Source organism: Bifidobacterium catenulatum PV20-2, assembly GCF_000800455.1.
GTDB lineage: Bacteria > Actinomycetota > Actinomycetes > Actinomycetales > Bifidobacteriaceae > Bifidobacterium > Bifidobacterium kashiwanohense_A.
On sequence record NZ_CP007456.1, the window covers coordinates 1,443,048 to 1,462,108 of the forward strand.

At 54.6% G+C, this 19,061-nt stretch carries 21 protein-coding genes; 4 read left to right on the plus strand and 17 right to left on the minus strand.

Going from position 1 to position 19,061, the window contains the following annotated elements:
• Positions 1 to 24: 24 nt before the first annotated feature.
• From pflB to AH68_RS06455, 7 genes are all read right to left on the minus strand, one after another.
• A complete protein-coding gene (pflB, locus tag AH68_RS06425) occupies positions 25 to 2,400 on the minus strand; it encodes a formate C-acetyltransferase (RefSeq protein WP_039198654.1) in 2,376 nt (791 codons plus the stop codon).
• Positions 2,401 to 2,589: 189 nt separating this feature from the next.
• On the minus strand, positions 2,590 to 2,784 hold the full coding sequence (locus tag AH68_RS06430; RefSeq protein ID WP_003834504.1) for a hypothetical protein: 195 nt from the start codon (positions 2,782 to 2,784) through the stop codon (positions 2,590 to 2,592).
• Between the two features lie 46 nt (positions 2,785 to 2,830).
• Positions 2,831 to 4,528 carry an NAD+ synthase gene (locus AH68_RS06435; RefSeq protein ID WP_039198658.1) on the minus strand — a complete coding sequence of 566 codons (1,698 nt, stop codon included), beginning with the start codon at positions 4,526 to 4,528 and terminating at the stop codon, positions 2,831 to 2,833.
• A gap of 132 nt (positions 4,529 to 4,660) precedes the next feature.
• Positions 4,661 to 5,809 (minus strand): M20 metallopeptidase family protein, encoded by a 1,149-nt coding sequence (locus AH68_RS06440; protein ID WP_039198661.1) that lies wholly within the window; start codon positions 5,807 to 5,809, stop codon positions 4,661 to 4,663.
• Positions 5,810 to 5,863: 54 nt separating this feature from the next.
• Complete coding sequence (locus AH68_RS06445) at positions 5,864 to 6,556, minus strand: methionine ABC transporter permease (RefSeq protein WP_039198663.1); 693 nt, start codon at positions 6,554 to 6,556, stop codon at positions 5,864 to 5,866.
• Entirely contained in the window at positions 6,553 to 7,701 is a 1,149-nt protein-coding gene (locus AH68_RS06450; RefSeq protein ID WP_039198665.1) for a methionine ABC transporter ATP-binding protein, read from the minus strand. The genes AH68_RS06445 and AH68_RS06450 overlap by 4 nt, the downstream gene beginning before the upstream one ends.
• Positions 7,702 to 7,810: 109 nt before the next feature.
• A complete protein-coding gene (locus tag AH68_RS06455; protein ID WP_039199933.1) occupies positions 7,811 to 8,782 on the minus strand; it encodes a MetQ/NlpA family ABC transporter substrate-binding protein in 972 nt (323 codons plus the stop codon).
• 313 nt (positions 8,783 to 9,095) lie between these two features.
• Here AH68_RS06455 and AH68_RS06460 point away from each other — a divergent pair, with 313 nt between their 5' ends.
• Positions 9,096 to 9,899: a Cof-type HAD-IIB family hydrolase gene (locus tag AH68_RS06460; RefSeq protein WP_039198667.1), complete on the plus strand. Its 804-nt coding sequence runs from the start codon at positions 9,096 to 9,098 to the stop codon at positions 9,897 to 9,899.
• A 34-nt stretch (positions 9,900 to 9,933) separates the two neighbouring features.
• Here AH68_RS06460 and AH68_RS06465 read toward each other — a convergent pair whose 3' ends face one another.
• Positions 9,934 to 11,313, minus strand: a complete 1,380-nt coding sequence (locus tag AH68_RS06465) for an MATE family efflux transporter (protein ID WP_039198669.1) — start codon at positions 11,311 to 11,313, stop codon at positions 9,934 to 9,936.
• A 318-nt stretch (positions 11,314 to 11,631) separates the two neighbouring features.
• Here AH68_RS06465 and AH68_RS06470 point away from each other — a divergent pair, with 318 nt between their 5' ends.
• The gene (locus AH68_RS06470) at positions 11,632 to 11,967 is read left to right on the plus strand and encodes a TfoX/Sxy family protein (protein ID WP_039198670.1); all 336 of its coding nucleotides are present in this window, start codon (positions 11,632 to 11,634) and stop codon (positions 11,965 to 11,967) included.
• A 240-nt stretch (positions 11,968 to 12,207) separates the two neighbouring features.
• Here AH68_RS06470 and AH68_RS11270 read toward each other — a convergent pair whose 3' ends face one another.
• The 3 genes from AH68_RS11270 to AH68_RS11020 all read right to left on the minus strand — a co-directional run bounded on the left by AH68_RS11270 (position 12,208) and on the right by AH68_RS11020 (position 13,939).
• A complete protein-coding gene (locus AH68_RS11270; RefSeq protein WP_052189177.1) occupies positions 12,208 to 12,468 on the minus strand; it encodes a DUF3923 family protein in 261 nt (86 codons plus the stop codon).
• A gap of 293 nt (positions 12,469 to 12,761) precedes the next feature.
• Complete coding sequence (locus AH68_RS10360; RefSeq protein WP_236682367.1) at positions 12,762 to 13,649, minus strand: IS3 family transposase; 888 nt, start codon at positions 13,647 to 13,649, stop codon at positions 12,762 to 12,764.
• A gap of 2 nt (positions 13,650 to 13,651) precedes the next feature.
• Positions 13,652 to 13,939 carry an IS3 family transposase gene (locus AH68_RS11020; protein WP_039198673.1) on the minus strand — a complete coding sequence of 96 codons (288 nt, stop codon included), beginning with the start codon at positions 13,937 to 13,939 and terminating at the stop codon, positions 13,652 to 13,654.
• A 141-nt stretch (positions 13,940 to 14,080) separates the two neighbouring features.
• Between AH68_RS11020 and AH68_RS10895 the strand changes: the two genes are divergently transcribed.
• Together AH68_RS10895 and AH68_RS06490 are read left to right on the plus strand one after the other, a co-directional pair.
• Positions 14,081 to 14,236 (plus strand): hypothetical protein, encoded by a 156-nt coding sequence (locus AH68_RS10895; protein ID WP_162859208.1) that lies wholly within the window; start codon positions 14,081 to 14,083, stop codon positions 14,234 to 14,236.
• Positions 14,237 to 14,339: 103 nt separating this feature from the next.
• On the plus strand, positions 14,340 to 15,683 hold the full coding sequence (locus AH68_RS06490; protein WP_032744195.1) for a tyrosine-type recombinase/integrase: 1,344 nt from the start codon (positions 14,340 to 14,342) through the stop codon (positions 15,681 to 15,683).
• Between the two features lie 147 nt (positions 15,684 to 15,830).
• Here AH68_RS06490 and AH68_RS06495 read toward each other — a convergent pair whose 3' ends face one another.
• From AH68_RS06495 to AH68_RS06520, 6 genes are all read right to left on the minus strand, one after another.
• Positions 15,831 to 16,598, minus strand: coding sequence for a Fic/DOC family protein (locus AH68_RS06495; RefSeq protein ID WP_039198676.1), 768 nt, complete (start codon positions 16,596 to 16,598; stop codon positions 15,831 to 15,833).
• 2 nt (positions 16,599 to 16,600) lie between these two features.
• Positions 16,601 to 16,792 (minus strand): antitoxin VbhA family protein, encoded by a 192-nt coding sequence (locus AH68_RS06500; RefSeq protein ID WP_004222561.1) that lies wholly within the window; start codon positions 16,790 to 16,792, stop codon positions 16,601 to 16,603.
• Positions 16,793 to 16,985: 193 nt separating this feature from the next.
• Positions 16,986 to 17,186 carry a hypothetical protein gene (locus AH68_RS11275; protein WP_039198681.1) on the minus strand — a complete coding sequence of 67 codons (201 nt, stop codon included), beginning with the start codon at positions 17,184 to 17,186 and terminating at the stop codon, positions 16,986 to 16,988.
• A 30-nt stretch (positions 17,187 to 17,216) separates the two neighbouring features.
• On the minus strand, positions 17,217 to 17,594 hold the full coding sequence (locus tag AH68_RS06510) for an ASCH domain-containing protein (RefSeq protein ID WP_039198684.1): 378 nt from the start codon (positions 17,592 to 17,594) through the stop codon (positions 17,217 to 17,219).
• Positions 17,572 to 18,645, minus strand: a complete 1,074-nt coding sequence (locus AH68_RS06515; RefSeq protein WP_052189178.1) for a GNAT family N-acetyltransferase — start codon at positions 18,643 to 18,645, stop codon at positions 17,572 to 17,574. Before AH68_RS06515 ends, AH68_RS06510 begins: the two co-directional genes overlap by 23 nt.
• Positions 18,638 to 18,988 (minus strand): hypothetical protein, encoded by a 351-nt coding sequence (locus AH68_RS06520; RefSeq protein WP_039198686.1) that lies wholly within the window; start codon positions 18,986 to 18,988, stop codon positions 18,638 to 18,640. The genes AH68_RS06515 and AH68_RS06520 overlap by 8 nt, the downstream gene beginning before the upstream one ends.
• Positions 18,989 to 19,061 lie beyond the last annotated feature (73 nt).

The following is a 19,061-nucleotide window of genomic DNA, read 5'->3' on the forward strand; positions in this document are numbered from 1 at the left end:
CGTTTCACGCGGTGCCGTTCAGTCTCAGTCAACGACGGCGCCCTGGTGGAACGTACGGGAAATCACGTCGAGCTGCTGTTCCTTGGTGAGCTTGACGAAGTTCACCGCGTAGCCGGAGACACGCACGGTCAGGTGCGGGTACTTCTCCGGGTGATCGACGGCATCCTCAAGCTGTTCCTTGCGCAGCACGTTGATGTTGGCGTGGTACAGACCATGGCCATTGCCGGCGTCCAGAATGCCTACAAGGTTGCCGATGCGCTCGTCCTCATCGCGACCCAGACCGTCAGGGGTGATGGTGTTGGTCAGCGAAATGCCGTCAAGAGCATCGTTGTAGTCGATCTTGCCGACGGAGAACATGGACGGCAGCATACCGTGGGAGTCCATGCCGTTCTCCGGATTTGCGCCCGGAGCGTACGGGGTGCCCTTCTTGTGGCCGGACGGGAAGGCACCGGTGGCCTTGCCGTATTCCACGTTGGAGGTGATGGTCAGGATGGACTGGGTCGGGACTGCTCCACGGTACACCGGCAGGCGCTTGACTTGGCCCATAACGGTGGAGACGACCCACTTGGCGATCTCGTCGGCACGATCATCGTCGTTGCCGTACAGCGGGAACTCGCCTTCGGTGCGGTAGCCGACGATCAGATCGTCATCGGCACCTTCAACGTACTCCGCCTCGTGACCCGGGGTGGTCTTGGCGTCCTTGTTGTAGATCGGGTAAACCTTAGCGTACTTGCATGCGGACAGGGAATCAGCTGCGATGGACAGACCGGACATACCGCAACCGAGGGTACGGTACACCTCCTTGTCGTGCAGAGCCATCTCGATGGACTCGTATGCATACTTATCGTGCATGTAGTGGATGATGTTCAGGGCCATGACGTAGGTCTCGGACAGCCATTCGAGAGCCTTCTCATAGTTGGCCTTGACCTTCTCGTAATCCAAGGAGCCGTCGGCTTCCGGCTGAACCGGCTCGATAACACCCTTGTCGATGACCTGCATGCCCGTCATCTCGTCGCGGCCGCCGTTGATGGCGTACAGCAGAGCCTTGGCGGAGTTCACACGGGCTGCGAAGAACTGCATCTGCTTGCCCACGCGCATCGGGGAGACGCAGCATGCGATGGCGGCGTCATCGCCCCAGTGGGAGCGGATTTCCTTGTCAGACTCGTACTGGATTGCCGAGGTGTCGATGGAGATCTTGGCGCAGAAGCGCTTGTAGGCTTCCGGCAGCTTCGGATCCCAGAAGATGGTGATGTTCGGCTCCGGGCCAGGTCCAAGGTGCTCGAGGGTCAGGGTGTCGAGCAGACGGAAGGAGGTCTTGGTGACCAGCGTACGGCCATCATCGCCGAAGCCTGCGTCGGACCAAGTCGCCCAGTACGGATCGCCGGAGAAGATCGCGTCGTAATCCTTGGTACGCAGGAAGCGCACGATACGCAACTTCATGACCAGATTGTCAATGATCTCCTGTGCGTCGGTCTCGGTGATCTTACCGGACTTCAGGTCACGCTCAAAGTACACGTCGAAGAAGGTAGAGACGCGGCCGAACGACATTGCGGCGCCATCCTGGCTCTTGACGGAAGCGAGGTAGCCCATGTAGGTCCACTGCACTGCTTCCTGAGCGGTCTGTGCCGGACGGGACAGGTCAAGACCATATTCGTTGCCGAGGTTGATCAGCTGCTTCAGGGCCTTGATCTGCTCGTCATGCTCCTCGCGGAAGCGAATCCAGTGCTCGATCTCCGGCTCGGTGAAGTCGTTGCGGTACGGCACGGAGTCCTTGTCACGCTGCTTGAACTTGATCAGGGTGTTCACACCATACAGTGCCACACGACGGTAATCGCCGATGATGCGGCCGCGGCCGTAGGCATCCGGCAGACCGGTGAGAATCTTGTTGTGGCGGGCGACCTTAATCTGCTTGGTGTACACGCCGAAAACACCGTCATTATGGGTCTTGCGGTACTTGGTGAAGATCTTCTTGATTTCCGGATCCGGCTCCTTGCCGGCTTCCTTGATGGCCTGCTCGACCATACGCCAACCGCCGTTCGGCATCATGGCGCGCTTGCAAGGAACATCGGTCTGCAGACCGACAACCACATTGTCGACTTCCGGAGAGTCGATGTAGCCGGCGCCGAATGCGTCGATGCCAGCAGGGGTGTGGGTGTCGACGTCGTAGACGCGCTGCTTGCGCTCTACTGCCAGATAGTTGTCATCGAGGTACTGCCACAGGTGCTTGGTCTTCTCGGTGGCGTCAGCCAGGAAGGACTCGTCGCCCTCATAAGGCGTGTAGTTCTTCTGAATAAAGTCACGGACATCAATGTCCTTCTGCCAGTTGCCCTCAGCGAAGCCTTCCCAAGCCTTAGCCTGAAGCTCTTCCGGGGAGACTGCCGTCGCATCAACTGCTGCCATTTCCACTCCTTCTGGGTGTTGGTTTGGCGACGCATCGTTACGTCGTCGCTAGTTACCGATTCTAGCTGCACGAACCTGTAAAGAACCTGAGTTTGAGAGGAAATATAAGTGACATATGTCACAATTGCGAAGTATAAGAAAAATCGCGGTGCCGTAATCCAGACACCGCGATTTCTTATATCGAATCAACTACTTTTCATCGGAAGACCAGCGTTTCCATTCGCGATCCTGTTCTTCCCATTTGATGTTGCGTTCCTGCACGATCTTCCATGCATCGAGCGCGTCTTCCCTGGTTTTGTATGGTCCCATACGATGGCTCGCCGGTGAGATCATACCCAGTTCAGGCTGTTCGGTGACCGTATTGAAATACCATTGCTTTTCCATATCACTCCTTACGAAGCGTGTAACGAAACAATAGTTCGTCGCTATTTTATTCGCGGAATGCGTTAGTGATCGGCAAGCGGCGGTCACGTCCGAACGCCAATGCCGTCACCTTTGGCCCAAGCGGATATTGACGACGCTTCCATTCGGCACGATCGACCAGTCGCATAACCGTGTCGACGGTGGTTTCATCGAAACCGTCGGCGAGAAGATCCTCACGACCATGCGCATGTTCAATGTACATGGCCAGCACTTGGTCGAGCAGCTCGTACTCCGGCAGCGAATCGGAATCCTTTTGCCCTGGGCGAAGCTCGGCGGACGGGGCTTTCTCGATCGAATTGACGGGAATCATCACGCCATCCGGCAATGGCGTTCCTTTAGAGCCCTGTTCGTTGCCCACAACATGCAGTCCGCCGATGCCCATGCCCTCGGCGGCAGCCTTGTTACGCCAGCGGGAAATCTCCCACACGCGAGTCTTCAGCAGATCCTTGATCGGAGCGTATCCGCCGACTGCATCACCATAAATGGTGGAATAACCGCAGGCAAGCTCCGACTTGTTGCCGGTGGCGACAGCCAGAAGTCCCTTGGAATTCGAATACGCCATAACGATCACGCCGCGAATACGCGCCTGCAAATTTTCAGCAGCCACACCTTCAAGATCAAGCTGCTTTTGGAAGGAGACGAACAGCGGCTCAATAGGCTGAATATCATAGTGTGCGCCAATATTCTTCGCTAAATCGGCAGCATCATCCTTCGAACCATCAGACGAATACATGCTCGGCATGGAAATGCCATACACATTGGATCCACCCACGGCATCAGCAGCCATGGCAGCCACCAATGCGGAGTCGATACCTCCAGACAAGCCCAAGCACACGCCCTTGAAATGGTTCTTGGCCATGTAATCCTTCAAGCCGAGCACACAAGCGGTATACACTTCCTCATCCGGATCAGGCTTGGCCGCGATAACACCAACCTGCTGATGTTCGGAGGCAGTGTCCAAATCGAAGAAGCTCAAATCCTCCATGAACATCGGAGAACATTCCAGCAGCGTACCGTCAGCGTCAACCACGAAACTGCCGCCATCGAACACCAGATCGTCCTGGCCACCCACCTGATTGAGGTAGATCATCGGTGCGTTCACTTCAGCCGCACGGCGTACCGCAAGATCGAGTCGAGTATCAGTCTTACCCTCCTCATACGGAGAACCATTCATGGTAAGCAGCAAATCAATATGCTGATCGGCAAGTTCTGACACAGGACCGCCATCCTGCCAGATATCTTCGCAAATAGCCACACCAATACGTGCGCCATCCACATCAAGCACCATGGACTTATCGCCAGGACTGAAAATGCGGAATTCGTCAAACACACCGTAGTTGGGCAGGAAGTGCTTGTCATAGCCGGCCCAAACCACGCCATCATGCAATACAACAAGTCGATTACGCGGCTTAGATGTTTCACGATCAGTGCCGACCGTGCCAACCACCACAAACAGGTCGCCAAGCCCATCGGCAGCCAGTTCAGTAGCAAGCCAGTTGGCTTTGTTCCACGCGGCTTTGCGGAAGGTAGCCCGCAACGCGAGATCTTCAATCGGATAGCCAGTAAGCGTCATTTCAGGAAAAACCACGACTTGCGCATTGTTGTTGGCTGCAAGATGCGCATAATGCATGACCTTGTCTGCGTTGGAGTCAAGATCTCCCACACAAGTATCGATTTGGGCGAGGGCGAAGCGAATGTTTGTCATAGTTGTCTAGTGTATTGCGATTTACGTATCAAACATGCAAACGGCACGCATGTGGCAAGAAAAACCACATGCGTGCCGATGGGCGCTGCATTCATATCGGTTTGCAGAAGGATTGAACGAAATCCAACCAGCTTACGCAAGTTCGTTCAACACGGTAAGCGCCGCATTGGCATAGAATTCCACACCTGCCTGCAAGGATTCATCCAATCCCACAAAATTCGGACTATGCCAATCAGGGCATCCTTCCTCACCATTGGATCCGATAAAGGCGAACACGGGCAATGTGACTTTGGCGTATTCGCAAAAGTCCTCTCCCGCCATCGACGGATGAATCGGCTCAAGCTGCGCATACTCGCGCACGTCATCGGCCACGATCTTCGACAGTCCCTCGTCGGAGACCAGCGGATCCTGAAAATCATCCCAGTCGATGTCGGCAGTGATGCCATAACCGGCTGCGATGGCGTTGACCTGTTCCTTGAAGCGTTCACCTACCATGATGCCGTCGGATTTGTGGAAGTAACGGACGGTACCTTGGAAGCTCGCCTTGTCTGGAATCACGTTCCACACGTGGCCGCCGTGTAGTTCGGTAATGGACAACACCAACGGATGGAATGGAGACACATTGCGGCTCACGATGGTCTGCAATGCGAGAATCATCGTGGCGAGCGCTTCGATAGGACCGGTGCCCTTGTGTGGGTACCCTGCATGCGTGCCCGTAGCGTGGAGCGTAACGTGGAATTTCACGCATCCGGCCATCATAGGGTCGGGGCCGATGGCGATCTGCCCGGGCGCATAGTTTGGATTGTTGTGCGCACCGATGATGGCGGAAACGTCGGCCAGCAGTCCTGCGTCGATCATGGCGCGCGCGCCGGTGCCTGTTTCTTCGGACGGCTGGAACAGCAGTTTGATGGATCCCTTGATCTGTTTGCGGTGTTTGGCAAGCCAGAATGCCGCTCCCAGCAGATATGACATGTGCAGGTCGTGGCCGCAGCCGTGCATCACTCCATCGTTGACCGAGGAGAACGGCAATCCCGTGTCTTCCTGAATGGGAAGGCCGTCGATGTCGGCGCGCAATGCGATGCGCGGTCCGGGTTGTTCTCCGCGAATCAGTCCGACCACACCTGATTCGAGCGGATTGTTCAGGATTTCGATGTCGTGTGCTCTGAGCAGTTGCTCAATGTAGGCGCTTGTTTTGAATTCCTTGAAGCTGCGCTCCGGATGGGCATGCAGGTAATGGCGGATTTCGATGAGTTCCGGCGTGATTTCGACATGTTCAATCATCTTGTGCGAATCCCTTGGTTTCTTTTCTCCCTTAAGCGGCTTTCACCGTTGCTGTCAGCGTTTCAGCAGGTGCTTCGCGATGGCATTGGCGACGCCCTGCACCACCTGAACAAGCACAATCATAATGATTACCGCCGTCCAAGTCACAGTCTGGTCGAATTTCTGGTATCCGTAGGCAATGGCGAAATTACCTAGACCGCCGCCACCGATGTATCCGGCCATAGCCGACATGTCGAGCACGCCGATGAACAGGAATGCGTAGGCGAGAATCAGAGGCGCGAGCGCCTCCGGAATAAGCACGGTACGCACGATGGTGAATTTCGAGGCTCCCATGGCTCGTGCTGCTTCGATCACACCGGAGTCGACGGGAACCAGATTCTGTTCGACAAGCCTGGATGTGGCCATGGTGCACATGATGATCATTGGGAAGATCGCGGCGGCCGTGCCGATGGAGGTGCCGATGACTTTGATGGTCAGTGGCTGCATGGCTGCGAGGAAGATGATGAACGGTATTGGTCGAATGATGTTCACAATCACGTCGAGGATGCGGTAGACAACTGCGTTTTCGAATAGGTTGCCGGGACGCGTTCCGTAGAGCACCACGCCGAGGATCAGTCCGAGGATACCGCCCACGATCATGGTTACGAGCACCATTTCCAAGGTTTGCCCGATGGATTCGAACAGGAGCGGACGTAGTACCGTCCAGTCGCTGCGACTTGCGAGGGTTACGCCTTCAATCTGTGTCATGCCTGCTCCTGTCCGGTCTTGATGAGGGCTTGTTCGTATGGTGTCGGCTGTGCTGCGGTGCCGAAATCGACGATATCGCTGTTTTGCGCCAGTTCGTTCAGGAACGATTTGACATTGTCTCCGCCGAATTCGTAGGTGATCGCTCCGATGGCCACGCCATTGACGGTGTCGATGCCGCCGTACAGCAGGCTGCTCCGTACGCTGTGTTTGGCGATGAGTTGTGAAATGTTCTGTCCGGATGCCGCGATGACGGTACCGTCTTCACGCTCTTCGACGTCATGCTGTCGAATAAGCACGGTGACGATGTGCCCGGAATTTTCCTCATGCATGGTGTTGATGCGCGACTCTTCCGGAATACCGCTGATGGCGGTGGAGATGAATCGTTTGGTCACTGGCTGTCGAGGGGCCGCGAACACGTCGTAGACGCTGCCGGATTCCACTACCTTGCCGGAGCTCATGACCGCCACACGGTTGGCGATCTGCTGCACGACGTTCATCTGATGGGTGATGAGCACGATGGTGATGCCCATTTCCTCATTGACTCGTTTAAGCAGCGATAATACTTCCGTGGTGGTTTCCGGATCCAAAGCGCTAGTCGCCTCGTCGGCAAGCAGGATCTTAGGATTCGTGGCCAACGCCCTGGCGATTCCGACACGCTGCTTCTGGCCGCCCGAAAGCTGCGACGGATATTTGTTCGCATGGTCACTTAAGCCCACGAAGTCAAGCAATTGCGTCACGCGCTTGTCTTGATAATCCTTGCGCCAATGGTCGAGTTGCAACGGATAGGCGATGTTCTGCGCCACTGTTTTGGTGGAGAATAGGTTGAACTGCTGGAAGATCATGCCGATTTTCTGTCGGATCGGGCGAAGCTTGGATTCGCTGAGCGACGACACTTCGGTGCCAAGTACCGTGACAGTGCCCGATGTCGGCTTTTCCAAAGCATTGATCAAGCGCACCAATGTGGATTTGCCGGCTCCGGAATAGCCGATGATGCCGAAAATGTCACCTTCGTTGATGGTGAGGCTCACATCGTCGACGGCGCGGGCAACGGTCGTGCCGCGTTTGCCGCCGTCAGTGCCGCTGCCGCGCTGTCGGAACTCCTTGACCACATGGTCGAACGTGATGATCGGTGTGTGTTCTGTCATACTGCCGCTTTCATTAATGGTTTTTCAACCCTTGACCATACAACCACGCCTGACGTTGGTTGCACATATAGGAAAGCCCCCTCCTTGGAGGGAGCTTTCCGAAAAGGACTTACTCGGCGTCCTTGGCTTCCTGTTCGATCGTCTTCAGGTAGTCCTGAAGTTCGGATGTGCTGAACTTGTCGGCCAGAACCGCAGTGCCGCCGGAGTTCTCCTGCAGCTTGTCAAGCACGCTCGTGGTTTGGAAGATCTCAACGACCTTCTTGTAGACCTCGTTGTTCACGTCGGCCTTGCGGGTGGCGAAGATGTTGATGTACGGGCGGGCTTCTTCGGATTCGGCGTCATCCTGATAGATGGCGTCGGTGGCCTTCAAACCGGCGTCGGCGACATAATCGTTGTTGATGACTCCTGCCGCGACCTGCGGGTCCTTCAGGGAGTTGGCGACCTGCTCCGCCTTCAGTGGGGTGACCTTGACCTTGGATTTGGATTCGTCGATGTCCTGCGGAGTGGAGAACGGCGTCCAATTGCCCTTCATCGTCACCAGGCCTGCAGCCTTGAGCACGCCGATGGCGCGGGCCTGATTGGTCTCGTCGTTCGGAATCGGAATGGTGCTGCCTTCAGGAATCTCGTCAATGCTCTTGTACTTGGTGGAATACACGCCGAGCGGGTAGATTGCCACACCGCCGATCGGCTGCAGATCCTTGTTATTCTGCACATTGTAGTTAGCCAAGTACAGCAGGTGCTGGAACTCGTTGAGGTCAAGCTCACCGGAGTCGACGGCCGGATTCTCGGAAGTGTAATCCTGGAAATCAACGATATCAACGTACAGGTTCTGCTTTTCAGCCTGCTTCTTGAATTCCACCCACTGCGGATCGGTGGCGCCCACCACACCGATCTTCACCGGGTTGGCTTCGGTTCCCTTCTCCGCGGTCCTGTCGGATCCGTTGAACGCACGAACTCCAAAGAATGCACCGACCGCGACCAATGCGACCACCACGACGGCGATGATGATGTTACGTACCGTGTGATTGACGCGGACCGGTTCTTCCGGCAATCCTGCCGGCTGCTGATTTGCTTCTGCCATGATGAATCCTCTCTTCTTCTTCCTCATTGCTTTGCATGGTTTCCAACGTGTCTTCGATGAGCTGCATGCCATCGCGTCGTGTCCAACCATACGCGACGCTTCCGCTGCGAGACGCCGAAACCTAAAAATTGCCTTATCGGAGTTCGTTATAGCGGGCGTTCAATCGCAATGATTCCAGCATTTTCATCAATCCTCCGGAATGCATGGAATCATGCGTGATAGTGACATGCACGGGTGTGTCGGCAATCATGTCCGCTCCCTACACTGAAACGAGCGAGCAATTACGAAATCACATATTCGGAAGGTGTTTTCCATGACCGCAATCGACATCAAAGCGGCGTTTTTCGATATCGACGGAACGTTGACGAGCTTCACCACGCATGTCGTGCCGCAATCCACCATTGACGCGTTGCACGCGTTGCAATCCAATGGCGTCAAGATTTTCATCTGCACCGGTCGTCCTCCTGCGCAGATGAATGTCGTGTTGGATACCATTCCCGTCGATTTCGATGGCATTGTCGGGTTCAATGGCCAGTACTGCATTGACAGCAGCGGATTTTTGGAAAAGCAGACGCTTGACTCAACCGATGTGGCCACGATCGTACGTTGGCTGGATGAGCATGAGGACATCGTCGCCTGCATCGGCGAAGAGGATTACGTGTATTTCAACCACAGCAACGATCAGATGCGCCGCACGTGGGCAAGCTTGGGTAAAACCGCACCGGACGTGTTCTTCGACGATCCACTTGTGCGCACGGCGGAACATGAAACATTCCAGATGAGCCCATATATCAGCCGTGATCAGGAGACTGAATTGCTGTCGCTGTTGCCGAATACGCGCGGTGTGCGCTGGCATCCGGATTTCGTTGATTTGATTCCCGCTGACGGCGGCAAAAATCGCGGCATTCAGCGTTTCCTCGACCATTATGGATGGTCGAGGAAACAGACGATTTCGTTCGGCGATGGCGGCAATGACGTGGATATGCTACGTTTCACTGGCATCGGCGTGGCCATGGGCAATGCGACCGAGGAGCCGAAAGCAGTCGCCGATTACATTACCGACGATGTCGATCATGATGGTATTTGGAATGCACTTAAGCATTTCGACATCATCTGACGCTCTACCGTTGATCGTATCTCACAAGCTGATTTCAACGTGCGATATGCAACCATGTGGAGGTTCCGATACGGAAACCATTGAAAATGGCACGCAATCCTATAAATAGCAGATTCACGGCAGACCACAGCAATGCCATACGCAGCGCGGAAGAAGCCTGCATCGCATCGCATATCCAACCAATCGCAGCAAGACAGGGCACATATATTGCAGCCGTCGCCGTACACGTCAAGGCAAGATACCGGTAATCCCCTGCCCCAATCAGAATGCCATCAACAGCCCACATCCAACCAGCCAATGGCAATGTCATACCAACAACCATCATGCCGACGGTGAGCAAATGCTGAATCTCAGTAGACTGCGAAAACAGCGAGGACGCACACCATCCGGCAATCATCAAACCAATACCGATTACCGTTCCTCCGCATAATCCTGCCTTGCCAGCGATTCTCGTCAAACGCATGGCCTCGTCCTCTTGACGTGCACCAATTTGCGCGGCAACCAACGTCTGACCGGCAATACCAATGGCATCAAGCATGTTCAACACAAAATTCCAACTGGAATTCACCACCTGATATGCAGCCAACACTTCCACACCCATATGCGTGGCCAGCACCACATTCGCCACCAAGCATGCGCGCAACGCAAGCGTACGCAAAAACAACACCGCACCATCGCCAGCACTGTTCAACACTCCTGACAAACGCGGCCGCAAACGGGCACCTTCCGCACGAGTCCACAACACCGCAGGAACAATAAGCACCACTGCCATGAACCATTGCGAGATCAGCGTGGCCACCCCAGAACCAAACACACCCCAACCGAATCCGAGAATAAACAGCAGGTCCAGCAACGTATTGAGTATCGCACCCACCATAGCAGCTATCAACGTGATGCGAACCTTCTGCAGTCCGCGGAAAATACCGTTGGCCGCATACACCAGCAACATGCCGGGAATGCCGAACACCACTGCGCGAACATAGTCAACCGCGTTATGCAGTACACTCCCATGGGCTCCCATGGCCGTGCACAATGGGCGTGCAATAACGGACAGCGCCACAGACACCACCACGCCAATGATTCCAGCCAACCACAGGCCATCAATGCCTGCTTCCAAACCTTCACTCCGTTTGCCGGCACCCAAAAGACGTCCCACCTGCGAGGTGGTGCTATACGCAAGGAACACACATAGCCCCACAACAGTGAGCACAATGGTTGACCCGACCGACAGACCGGCGAGCGCCTGCCCGCCAATATGTCCGACGACGGCGGTGTCGATGAGCACGAATGCTGGTTCGGCGATAAGTTGCCCGAACGTTGGTATGGACAGTGTGAGAATGGTGCTGATGGTGGTGCATGATGCGTTGTTTGCGGTATCTGTTTCGTGAGTATTCTGCGAAGTTGATGTGGTCATAATCGTAAGCGTCTGGCGTGTTGGGAACTGTATGTGCAGTGTAAGGTCACGGGTTTCACCATCGCCGTTGATTGCTCAGATTTTGACTATGTCTGTTTTACGTTATTGAGAATGTCGTTGAAGGTTTTTCGCTTATTGTCTGCGTGAAAGAAATAGTCGAATCCGTCTGTATGGCGATGACGGATTCGACTATGTTGCAGTACAGATTGATTTCACCCAATTCGACTGCCATGTCAGATATGGTAATCTCAAAACAACATATAACCTTGAACCATCCAGAACATCGATAAGCCAAAATTCAAGATTGGAAATTTAGAAATGGCGTCAAGTAAAGAATATTTACAATTTGTTTTAGAACAACTATCAGAATTACAAGAAATAACATATCGTGCAATGATGGGAGAATTTATTATCTATTATCGTGGAAAAATCGTTGGCGGTATATATGATGATAGGTTGCTTGTAAAACCAACAAAGTCCGCAATTTCTTATATGCCAACAGTTACTTATGAAATTCCATACGAAAATGCCAAAGAAATGTTATTGGTGGAAGAAGTTGATAATAAAGATTTTCTGACGGAGTTATTTGATGTGATGTATGATGAGCTACCAACGCCAAAACCTAAAAAGAAAAATAAACAGCTTCTAGTTTGACAATTTCATATCCACTCACAAAGCAGTTAGTCTTAGGATTGACTGCTTTTTAAAAAGACACCATTTAGGTATAATGATGTCTTTTTGGGGTTATTTTATAGGTCATATCAAGGCTCATTCAATCGTGGTAAATTCGTGGTAGAATGAATGGTTTTCTATACTTCAAAATGTTTGAAAGTATAGTGTTCATGCGGATAATCAAAAATCAAATATAAAATTTTTATTAATTCGTATATCAATTTATTTTTTAGCATGTCGGACAATACAGTAAATCAACCACTCTATGGCTAAGATACCGAGGTAGAAAAGCGCCCATACGGAAAAACTAATCAGCTTTACTCCTAGTGTCTGTACAGTTCCATGCCCGTCCACTGTTCTTATAAAAAGGAATACACTAATGCATAAGAACAATATGAATTGAATGATTTGGAAAATTCTCCAACCTTTGTTTTCCACAATCACCCTCCTGTAACCCCAATCTCTATATGCTGATTCCACCATTATAAGCCGCCCTTGGTGAAATGTCAGGTGCTTACTGTGGCGAGAACTGGATCTACAGGGCCAACGTGACACAAATTATCGAAGAACACGGCATCTCAGTCACGGTCCAACGGCAGAATGCCGGAACCGCTCGCCACATCGTTACCCAATGCATTGGTCTCAATCTTGGTGGTCGGCCACCCCATGCCCCTAATCACAACCCGCATTCCTGCAATCAGACATCACCACCCGGTCTCAGCCCATGAGACACTTAAAAACATAACTACCATCATCATGCGCACCTCCGATGATAATCACGTTTGGTCGTTTTTGGCTTTGTGGATTGGCAACGGTGTGTTGGACAGGTCCTTAGAGGACGAGTCCCTGTTCGGTGAATTCCTTCGGGCTCCGGTATCCGAGGGTGGAGTGGAGCCGCTGGTTGTCGGACCACCACACGTAGTCGTCGGGCCATGCCTCAGCTGCCCGACCGTGGTGTAGCTGTTCCGGTACACGAGCCCCTTCCTCAACAGCCTGTCCGTCGACTCGACCACGGCGTTGCCGTAGGGATTGCCCTTGCGAGATGGCGATCCTTTGATGCCGAACACGTCAAGCAGCTCGTCGATCCTCGTGTTGTCGAACTCGCTTCCACGGTCCGTGTGGAACACCTGGACGTCCGTCAGCGGGAAGTCGAGCGTGGCGAACGCGCCCAATACCAGGCTTGCGTCCCGGGTCCGCCCGACGGAATGGCCGACGATGCCCCTGTCCGCCAGGCCGGCCAGCAGACACACGTACGCCCACCCGTTGCCGACCCTCACGTAGGTAAGGTCGCTCGCCAGGTGCGTGTGCGGGGCGTAGCCTTCGAACTCGCGGTCCAACAGGTTCGCGAGCTTCGCCTCGTCGGCCCGCGTCCTGTGCGGTTCGGACCGTCTGCGCGCGTACGCGCTCGTCATGCCCTGTTCGCGCATGATGTTGCCGATACGTCTCCTGGACGCGGTGACGCCCCTCCTTCCCAGAGCGGCCTTGATCTTCCTGGCACCGTAGCATTCGCGGCTGTCGCGCCAGACCGCGCGCACGTCGCCGGCGATCGGATCCACCCGCTCGGCTTCGGGATGTCCGATCATCCAATAGTAGGTGGAGCGGGGAACGCCCAGTATCCTGCACTGCGCCGATATCGGATAACGGGAGGCGTTGGCCCGTATCACTGCTACTTTCGTGCGAATACCGGCGCCGCTTGTTTTAAAACGTCCACCCCCATCTCCAACCGCCGGTCGCGCCTCCTCAGCTCGACCGGCTCGTTCCGCCCGGGCGTGAGGTTGTCCGCGGCCCGGGTGGAGCCGCTGTCGCGGATGCCTTGGACCCAGCGCCGCGGGATCGATCGCGCGATGTCGTACCCGGCCCTGATCTCCCGGGAAGGCTTGCCGCTCTCGTACAACTGCACGATCTGCCGCTTGAACGCCTCATCGTAGTGGCGGGGATGCTTCGGGCCGGCCATCGTCGGCCTCCAATCCCATGTCATTCGTCCCTCATCGGACTGTCTAATACATTGTAGCCAATCCACAACCGGGCAGGCCCCACAAGGAGCATAGCTCATGCACCCACCGTCCGGTCTCAAGCCCATGAGACACTTGAAACCATGACTACCATCATCATGCGCACCTCCGAAGGTGACATGCGCATGATGCTTCTTCTTTGGGATGTGACATCAGGAAACAGATCACTGAAGATTGTTGAAATTCCAGTCAAAACCACTCCAAGAGCCCTGAACAATCCCGATTTTCCCGAAAGATAGATCCCCACGGTCGAAGGATAGCACCTTATTCAAAATCACCGGCGTAGGCAATTACTCTTTCTTCTAATGGTTTTTCAAGAAGTAGAGAAAGACAAAACAACCGATGTCCAATGGAGACAGGAAAAGACGGAAATGGGGATGCGTCGTCGCCTGCAAGGACGCGGACGGAAGGATCGTCTCCTGGCAGGCCCGATACCAGAGTCCCGTCAATCCCAGGCAAAGAATCTACCGCCGATTCGGATTGGAATTCCAGACCGAGGCGTACCGCTGGCTCGACGAGGAGCACGCGCTCGTCATCGACCATAAAAAGGGAATCCGCAGGTGGACGCACCCGTCTGCAAGGACGATGCACGGCAGGGTCCTGTTCTCCTCATACGCGACGCGTTTCGTCGCCAACCTGCGGAAGAAGGACGGGTCGGAGCTGAGCGGCAGAAGCAAGCGGATCCAGAAGGCGGCGTTGGACAAACTGCTCCCCTGGTTCGGCGAGACGCCCATGTGCGACATCACCGAGGAATTCGTCAACGAATGGTACGCGAAGGCATGCGACGAGGTGCGTCCCTCCGCGCTCGAGCACGCGGTCTGGCTGCTCAAGCGCCTGATGAGGGCCGCGACCGAGCGGCAGCCGGACGGAGGTCCGCCGCTATTGTCCTCGAATCCATGCAATCTCGTCACGAGGAAGAGACCGTCCAAAAGACGCGAGCAGGCGCCGATGACCAGGCAGGAGATCGACACGCTGGTCGAGGGCTTCCCGGAATACTACCGCCTGTCGATCCATCTCGCGCTGCTGGTGGGCGGGCTGCGCATCGGAGAGGTCTGCGGACTGCAACTCAGGGACATCGACCTCGACCACAGACTGCTGTACGTGCGGCATTCCGTGACGCAAGGTCCGGACGATCTGGGCGAATACCGGCTCGACGAGACGAAGACCCCGGAAAGCCACCGAGTCGTACCCATCCCCGCACCGGTCTGCCGTCTCATCAGGGAACATATCGACAGGTTCTGTCCCGACAGGGATCCCGACACGATGCTCTTCCACGCGATCAGGCACCCGGAACGGGTCCTGAACCCGACGACGATCCAACGGCAGTTCCGCACCGCGAGGAAAAGAATCAACCGCGAGGACGTGACGTTCCACTCCCTGCGCGCGACACACGCGACGATGTTCATGATCCAGGGCGGCACACTGCGCGAGACCATGGACGAGCTCGGCCATGTGGACGTCGACGTGGCCGTCCGATGCTACCAACGCGTGGTGCCGAGACACAGGCGCGACGTCGCCGAACGACTGGCGCTCGAATATCTCCCCGCCGGGGATCCGGCCGGCATCAAGGCGCAGATAGCCCAGAAGGAAGAGGAAATCGACCAGCTGCGACAGACCGTCGCCGGACTCCGAAGAAGACTGGAAGAGCTCGAAGACGACGGAGACGGGCGGAGCCAGTCCGGATAAGCATACCCAAAACCGAAAAACCGAAAAACCGAAATAATGAAAAACCAAAACCGGTGGAGACCGGCATCAAACGGAACAGGCCCACGCATCTAAGCGTTGCGGCATCTGCCGTCGCAACACTTAGATACGTGAGGCGTTATCCGAAAATCATCTCGACCTGTGCCTGAGTTTCGGCTTTTCCTGCCCTGGAGGAACGATGGCACGCTGATAGGAGTAATGCTCGCACACATGTTGTCTCTGTGCGAGAGACATGTCGTATGCCGTGTTCGCCGGTTGCGCATATTCACCAAGATGGGCCAGATCATTCGACATGGTTAACGGTTCTGACAACGGCTTGACGATTCTTCTGAACATATCCTCGAGAGGACGCAGATCGTTTCGCTGCATCCCCGCGATCGAGGCTTGATCGTTCGTCCTTTTGTCGATGAGTCCCCAGTCGAAATGCCAGCCGGCCTCGCGCGCGATGATCTCCCAGAAAATGCGTTGCGTCCGTCCGTTGCCCTCACGGAACGGGTGAAGGATGTTGAAGTTGTTGTAGCTGACGCTCAGACGCTTTACGAATTCGTCATGGCCGAGACCCTTGAGAAGATCGTCGGCGCGAAGCACCTCCTCGGAGTAGCGAACCCCCATGCTGAACAGCTCCAATGGCTGGAAGGGAAGTCCCTCGCCCTTGCCCATGTCGATGGTTCGTATCTCCCCCGCCCAGTCGTACACGTCCTGAAAGAGGAACCGGTGTATGCGGCGAAGCTGTTCCAGCGTCCCCTCCGCAGGAGGGAGATCCTCTCTCAGAATGGCGGCACGGGCGGAGCAGAGATCGTTCTCCGCAGCCGCCAACGCATCCTCGTCCGTGGCGCCCACAAAGTTCCGCAGCACGTTCGTTCCTGGAATCAGGTAGGGATCGAAGACACGCTCCATCGTCACTCCAATCCGTAACGGCGACGGGTGCGGGAAAGAAGCTCGGCGCTGCCGATGCTCCCCCGCGCATATTCTCCGGCATCGCGTATGAAGGCCCTCGTCACGTCACCGCCTTCCAGCCGCACGGACTGCACCGACAGTCCGACGTTCTCCGTGCGGCGGCGCATCTCGGATTCAGATATCGTTCCGAACATTGCACCTCCTTTTCTCTTTAGATTCTAGCAAAACCGACGGCCCTTAGACGGAGCCGCGCCTGATTCCGCTCTTGATACCATTGGCGGGATGAGTAATGGCATGGCCGACAGACCGGCGTCCCGATAAGAAAAATCAAATGGGCAATGATGCGGGATAGAAAAATCTCGGTTATTCCAGTCCGATTCCGGCGCGTTAACGGTTCAGGTGGCGTCTCGGCGCGACCGGGCCGATTCCGGCGCTTTTACCTCCCTCATCACACTGGTCAAGGTTCTTCTGCAACGTTTCGCCGAACTTGTCCAGCAGATCCGTTTTGCTGCGAATGCCCTGGCTCGGCTCCGGTTTCCGGCGCAGCCCCTCGACCAGATCGATGAAAGCGCGTTCCTCCTGTTCCACATAACCGAGTTCGGGTTGTTTCCTTGTCCATCAATCGATATACACGAATGATTGCGGCGCACTATGAACCTGCGGCTCATAGTAGGACAACGGACGCGGTCGGACAAACCGTTTCACCTTCCCAAGCTTGATTGCGTAGGCGACGTCACGACCATCGAAATAGTCCATGAACCGCTCCTTGCTGATACCGCCTTCCTTTCCCGTCTGGAGCCAGATACTTTCGGGATCCGCGGTTTTGATGCCGTCGATTTTCACCTCGCCCACGACTTTGCACTGAGGGCTCGTCGCGTAGATCACAATGGTATCCACTTCTGGCCGTTTGAAGATACGTCGACGGAACTCGTAGGTTTTCTCACCGGATAGGATCCTATCCACATATTCGGGCTTAATCGACAACATAGCTTTCATCGGCTTCTCCCAAGGTAAGTATTCTTCCGAAACGTTTGCCATCAATCGGCTCGCAGACCAGCCTCGTCGATCTGTTGATGACCCCCTCCTCAATGAGGGTCTTGCGAATAGGGTGACGCTTCAGCGGGAAATTATAAAGCATGCAGATAATATAGGGGTATCTTTTTCTATTCCAGAACTGTTCCAACTCTTCATTGGTGAAAACGCTGCGGCCCTTGATGAAGGAAAAGAACTCCTCTTTCGTTCGGAATGAATGGATGTTCCGAACCTCAGTGACGGTGCAAATTGAGCTTATGACCGAAGTGAACTCTGCAGAACTTCCCCTAGGGCTGGTTCTGTAAATGGCGATGCGGTCACCGGGCATGAGAAACGACGCATTTAATGCGCCCGACAGATAGAGCTTCTCCAACGTATTGGTGCAGATTTCATCCTCGATCGGTATGCTCTTCTCAGTTCTGAGCCGTTCCACAAACATTCGTTGATGATATTCGGGACGGATGGCAAGGACGTAGTGCTTTTGATTCGTCGAGGTGAGAAACGGGAAAGACCTGTATGGGTCGTTCTCTTCTCTAGATGGTCTTGTCTTTTCCCAGACCTCCTCCCCTCTCTTCATCCCGATATGGTTAAACCCATATTGTTTGAGCAGTCTTCGGAGGCCCCTCGTGCCGTCATTGTCATGCATCGTGATATAGATGCGTGGAAGGCCGCTTTTTGCGAACCTCCTCAATGCGATGGCCAGCAGCCTTTTGCCGAGACTAGTGTGATGGTCGAGATCGACTTTGAAAGTACCGATTTTTAAGCGGGGACCAGAGAGCTCAGGTGTCACCCCCGGTTCAATGCCGTCCTCTGTTTTCAGGTAGAGCATGGCGATCAGTTTTCCGCCCTGCGGCTCCCTGGCCACTAGAGTTCTCTCTCCTGCATCGCTTTTCCTTTTGAACCAGCGTTCAAAGTCATCGTAGGAGTCACGAAGGCTTCTGAAGAACGGATCCTCCAGATCCAACGACGAAAAAAGAACCTCCTGCATCGGATCCATAATCTCCGTCTTATTCATTGTTTCGCCCCTTTAACAACTGTTCCTTATTGATCGGCATGCCTATGCGCGCAATCCATAGCTTTGAAGCTCCTCCCCTGTCGATGGGAGGAAACAGCTCATAGAACTCTTCCCTCGAAATACCGGAGAGTTTTATAGTCTCGGAATCATTGTGACGATCGCACATCATTGTCTCGGCAATTTCGCACATCCCGAGAAACGAACCATCCTCGGCGCTTACATACACGATTACCTGGGCATCCTCGAAAGGCGCGGATCTCACTTCGTATCGTTTTTCCCCGGTATGTATGAGATTGAAGAAACGACTGCATATTTTCGCCGTGACAAAAACGGTCCTTTTCATTGATTCCCCCAATCCTGCATCGCTGACGGTTCGATGATGAATTGGCTTCTCATTCTAATCGCACGACGTATAC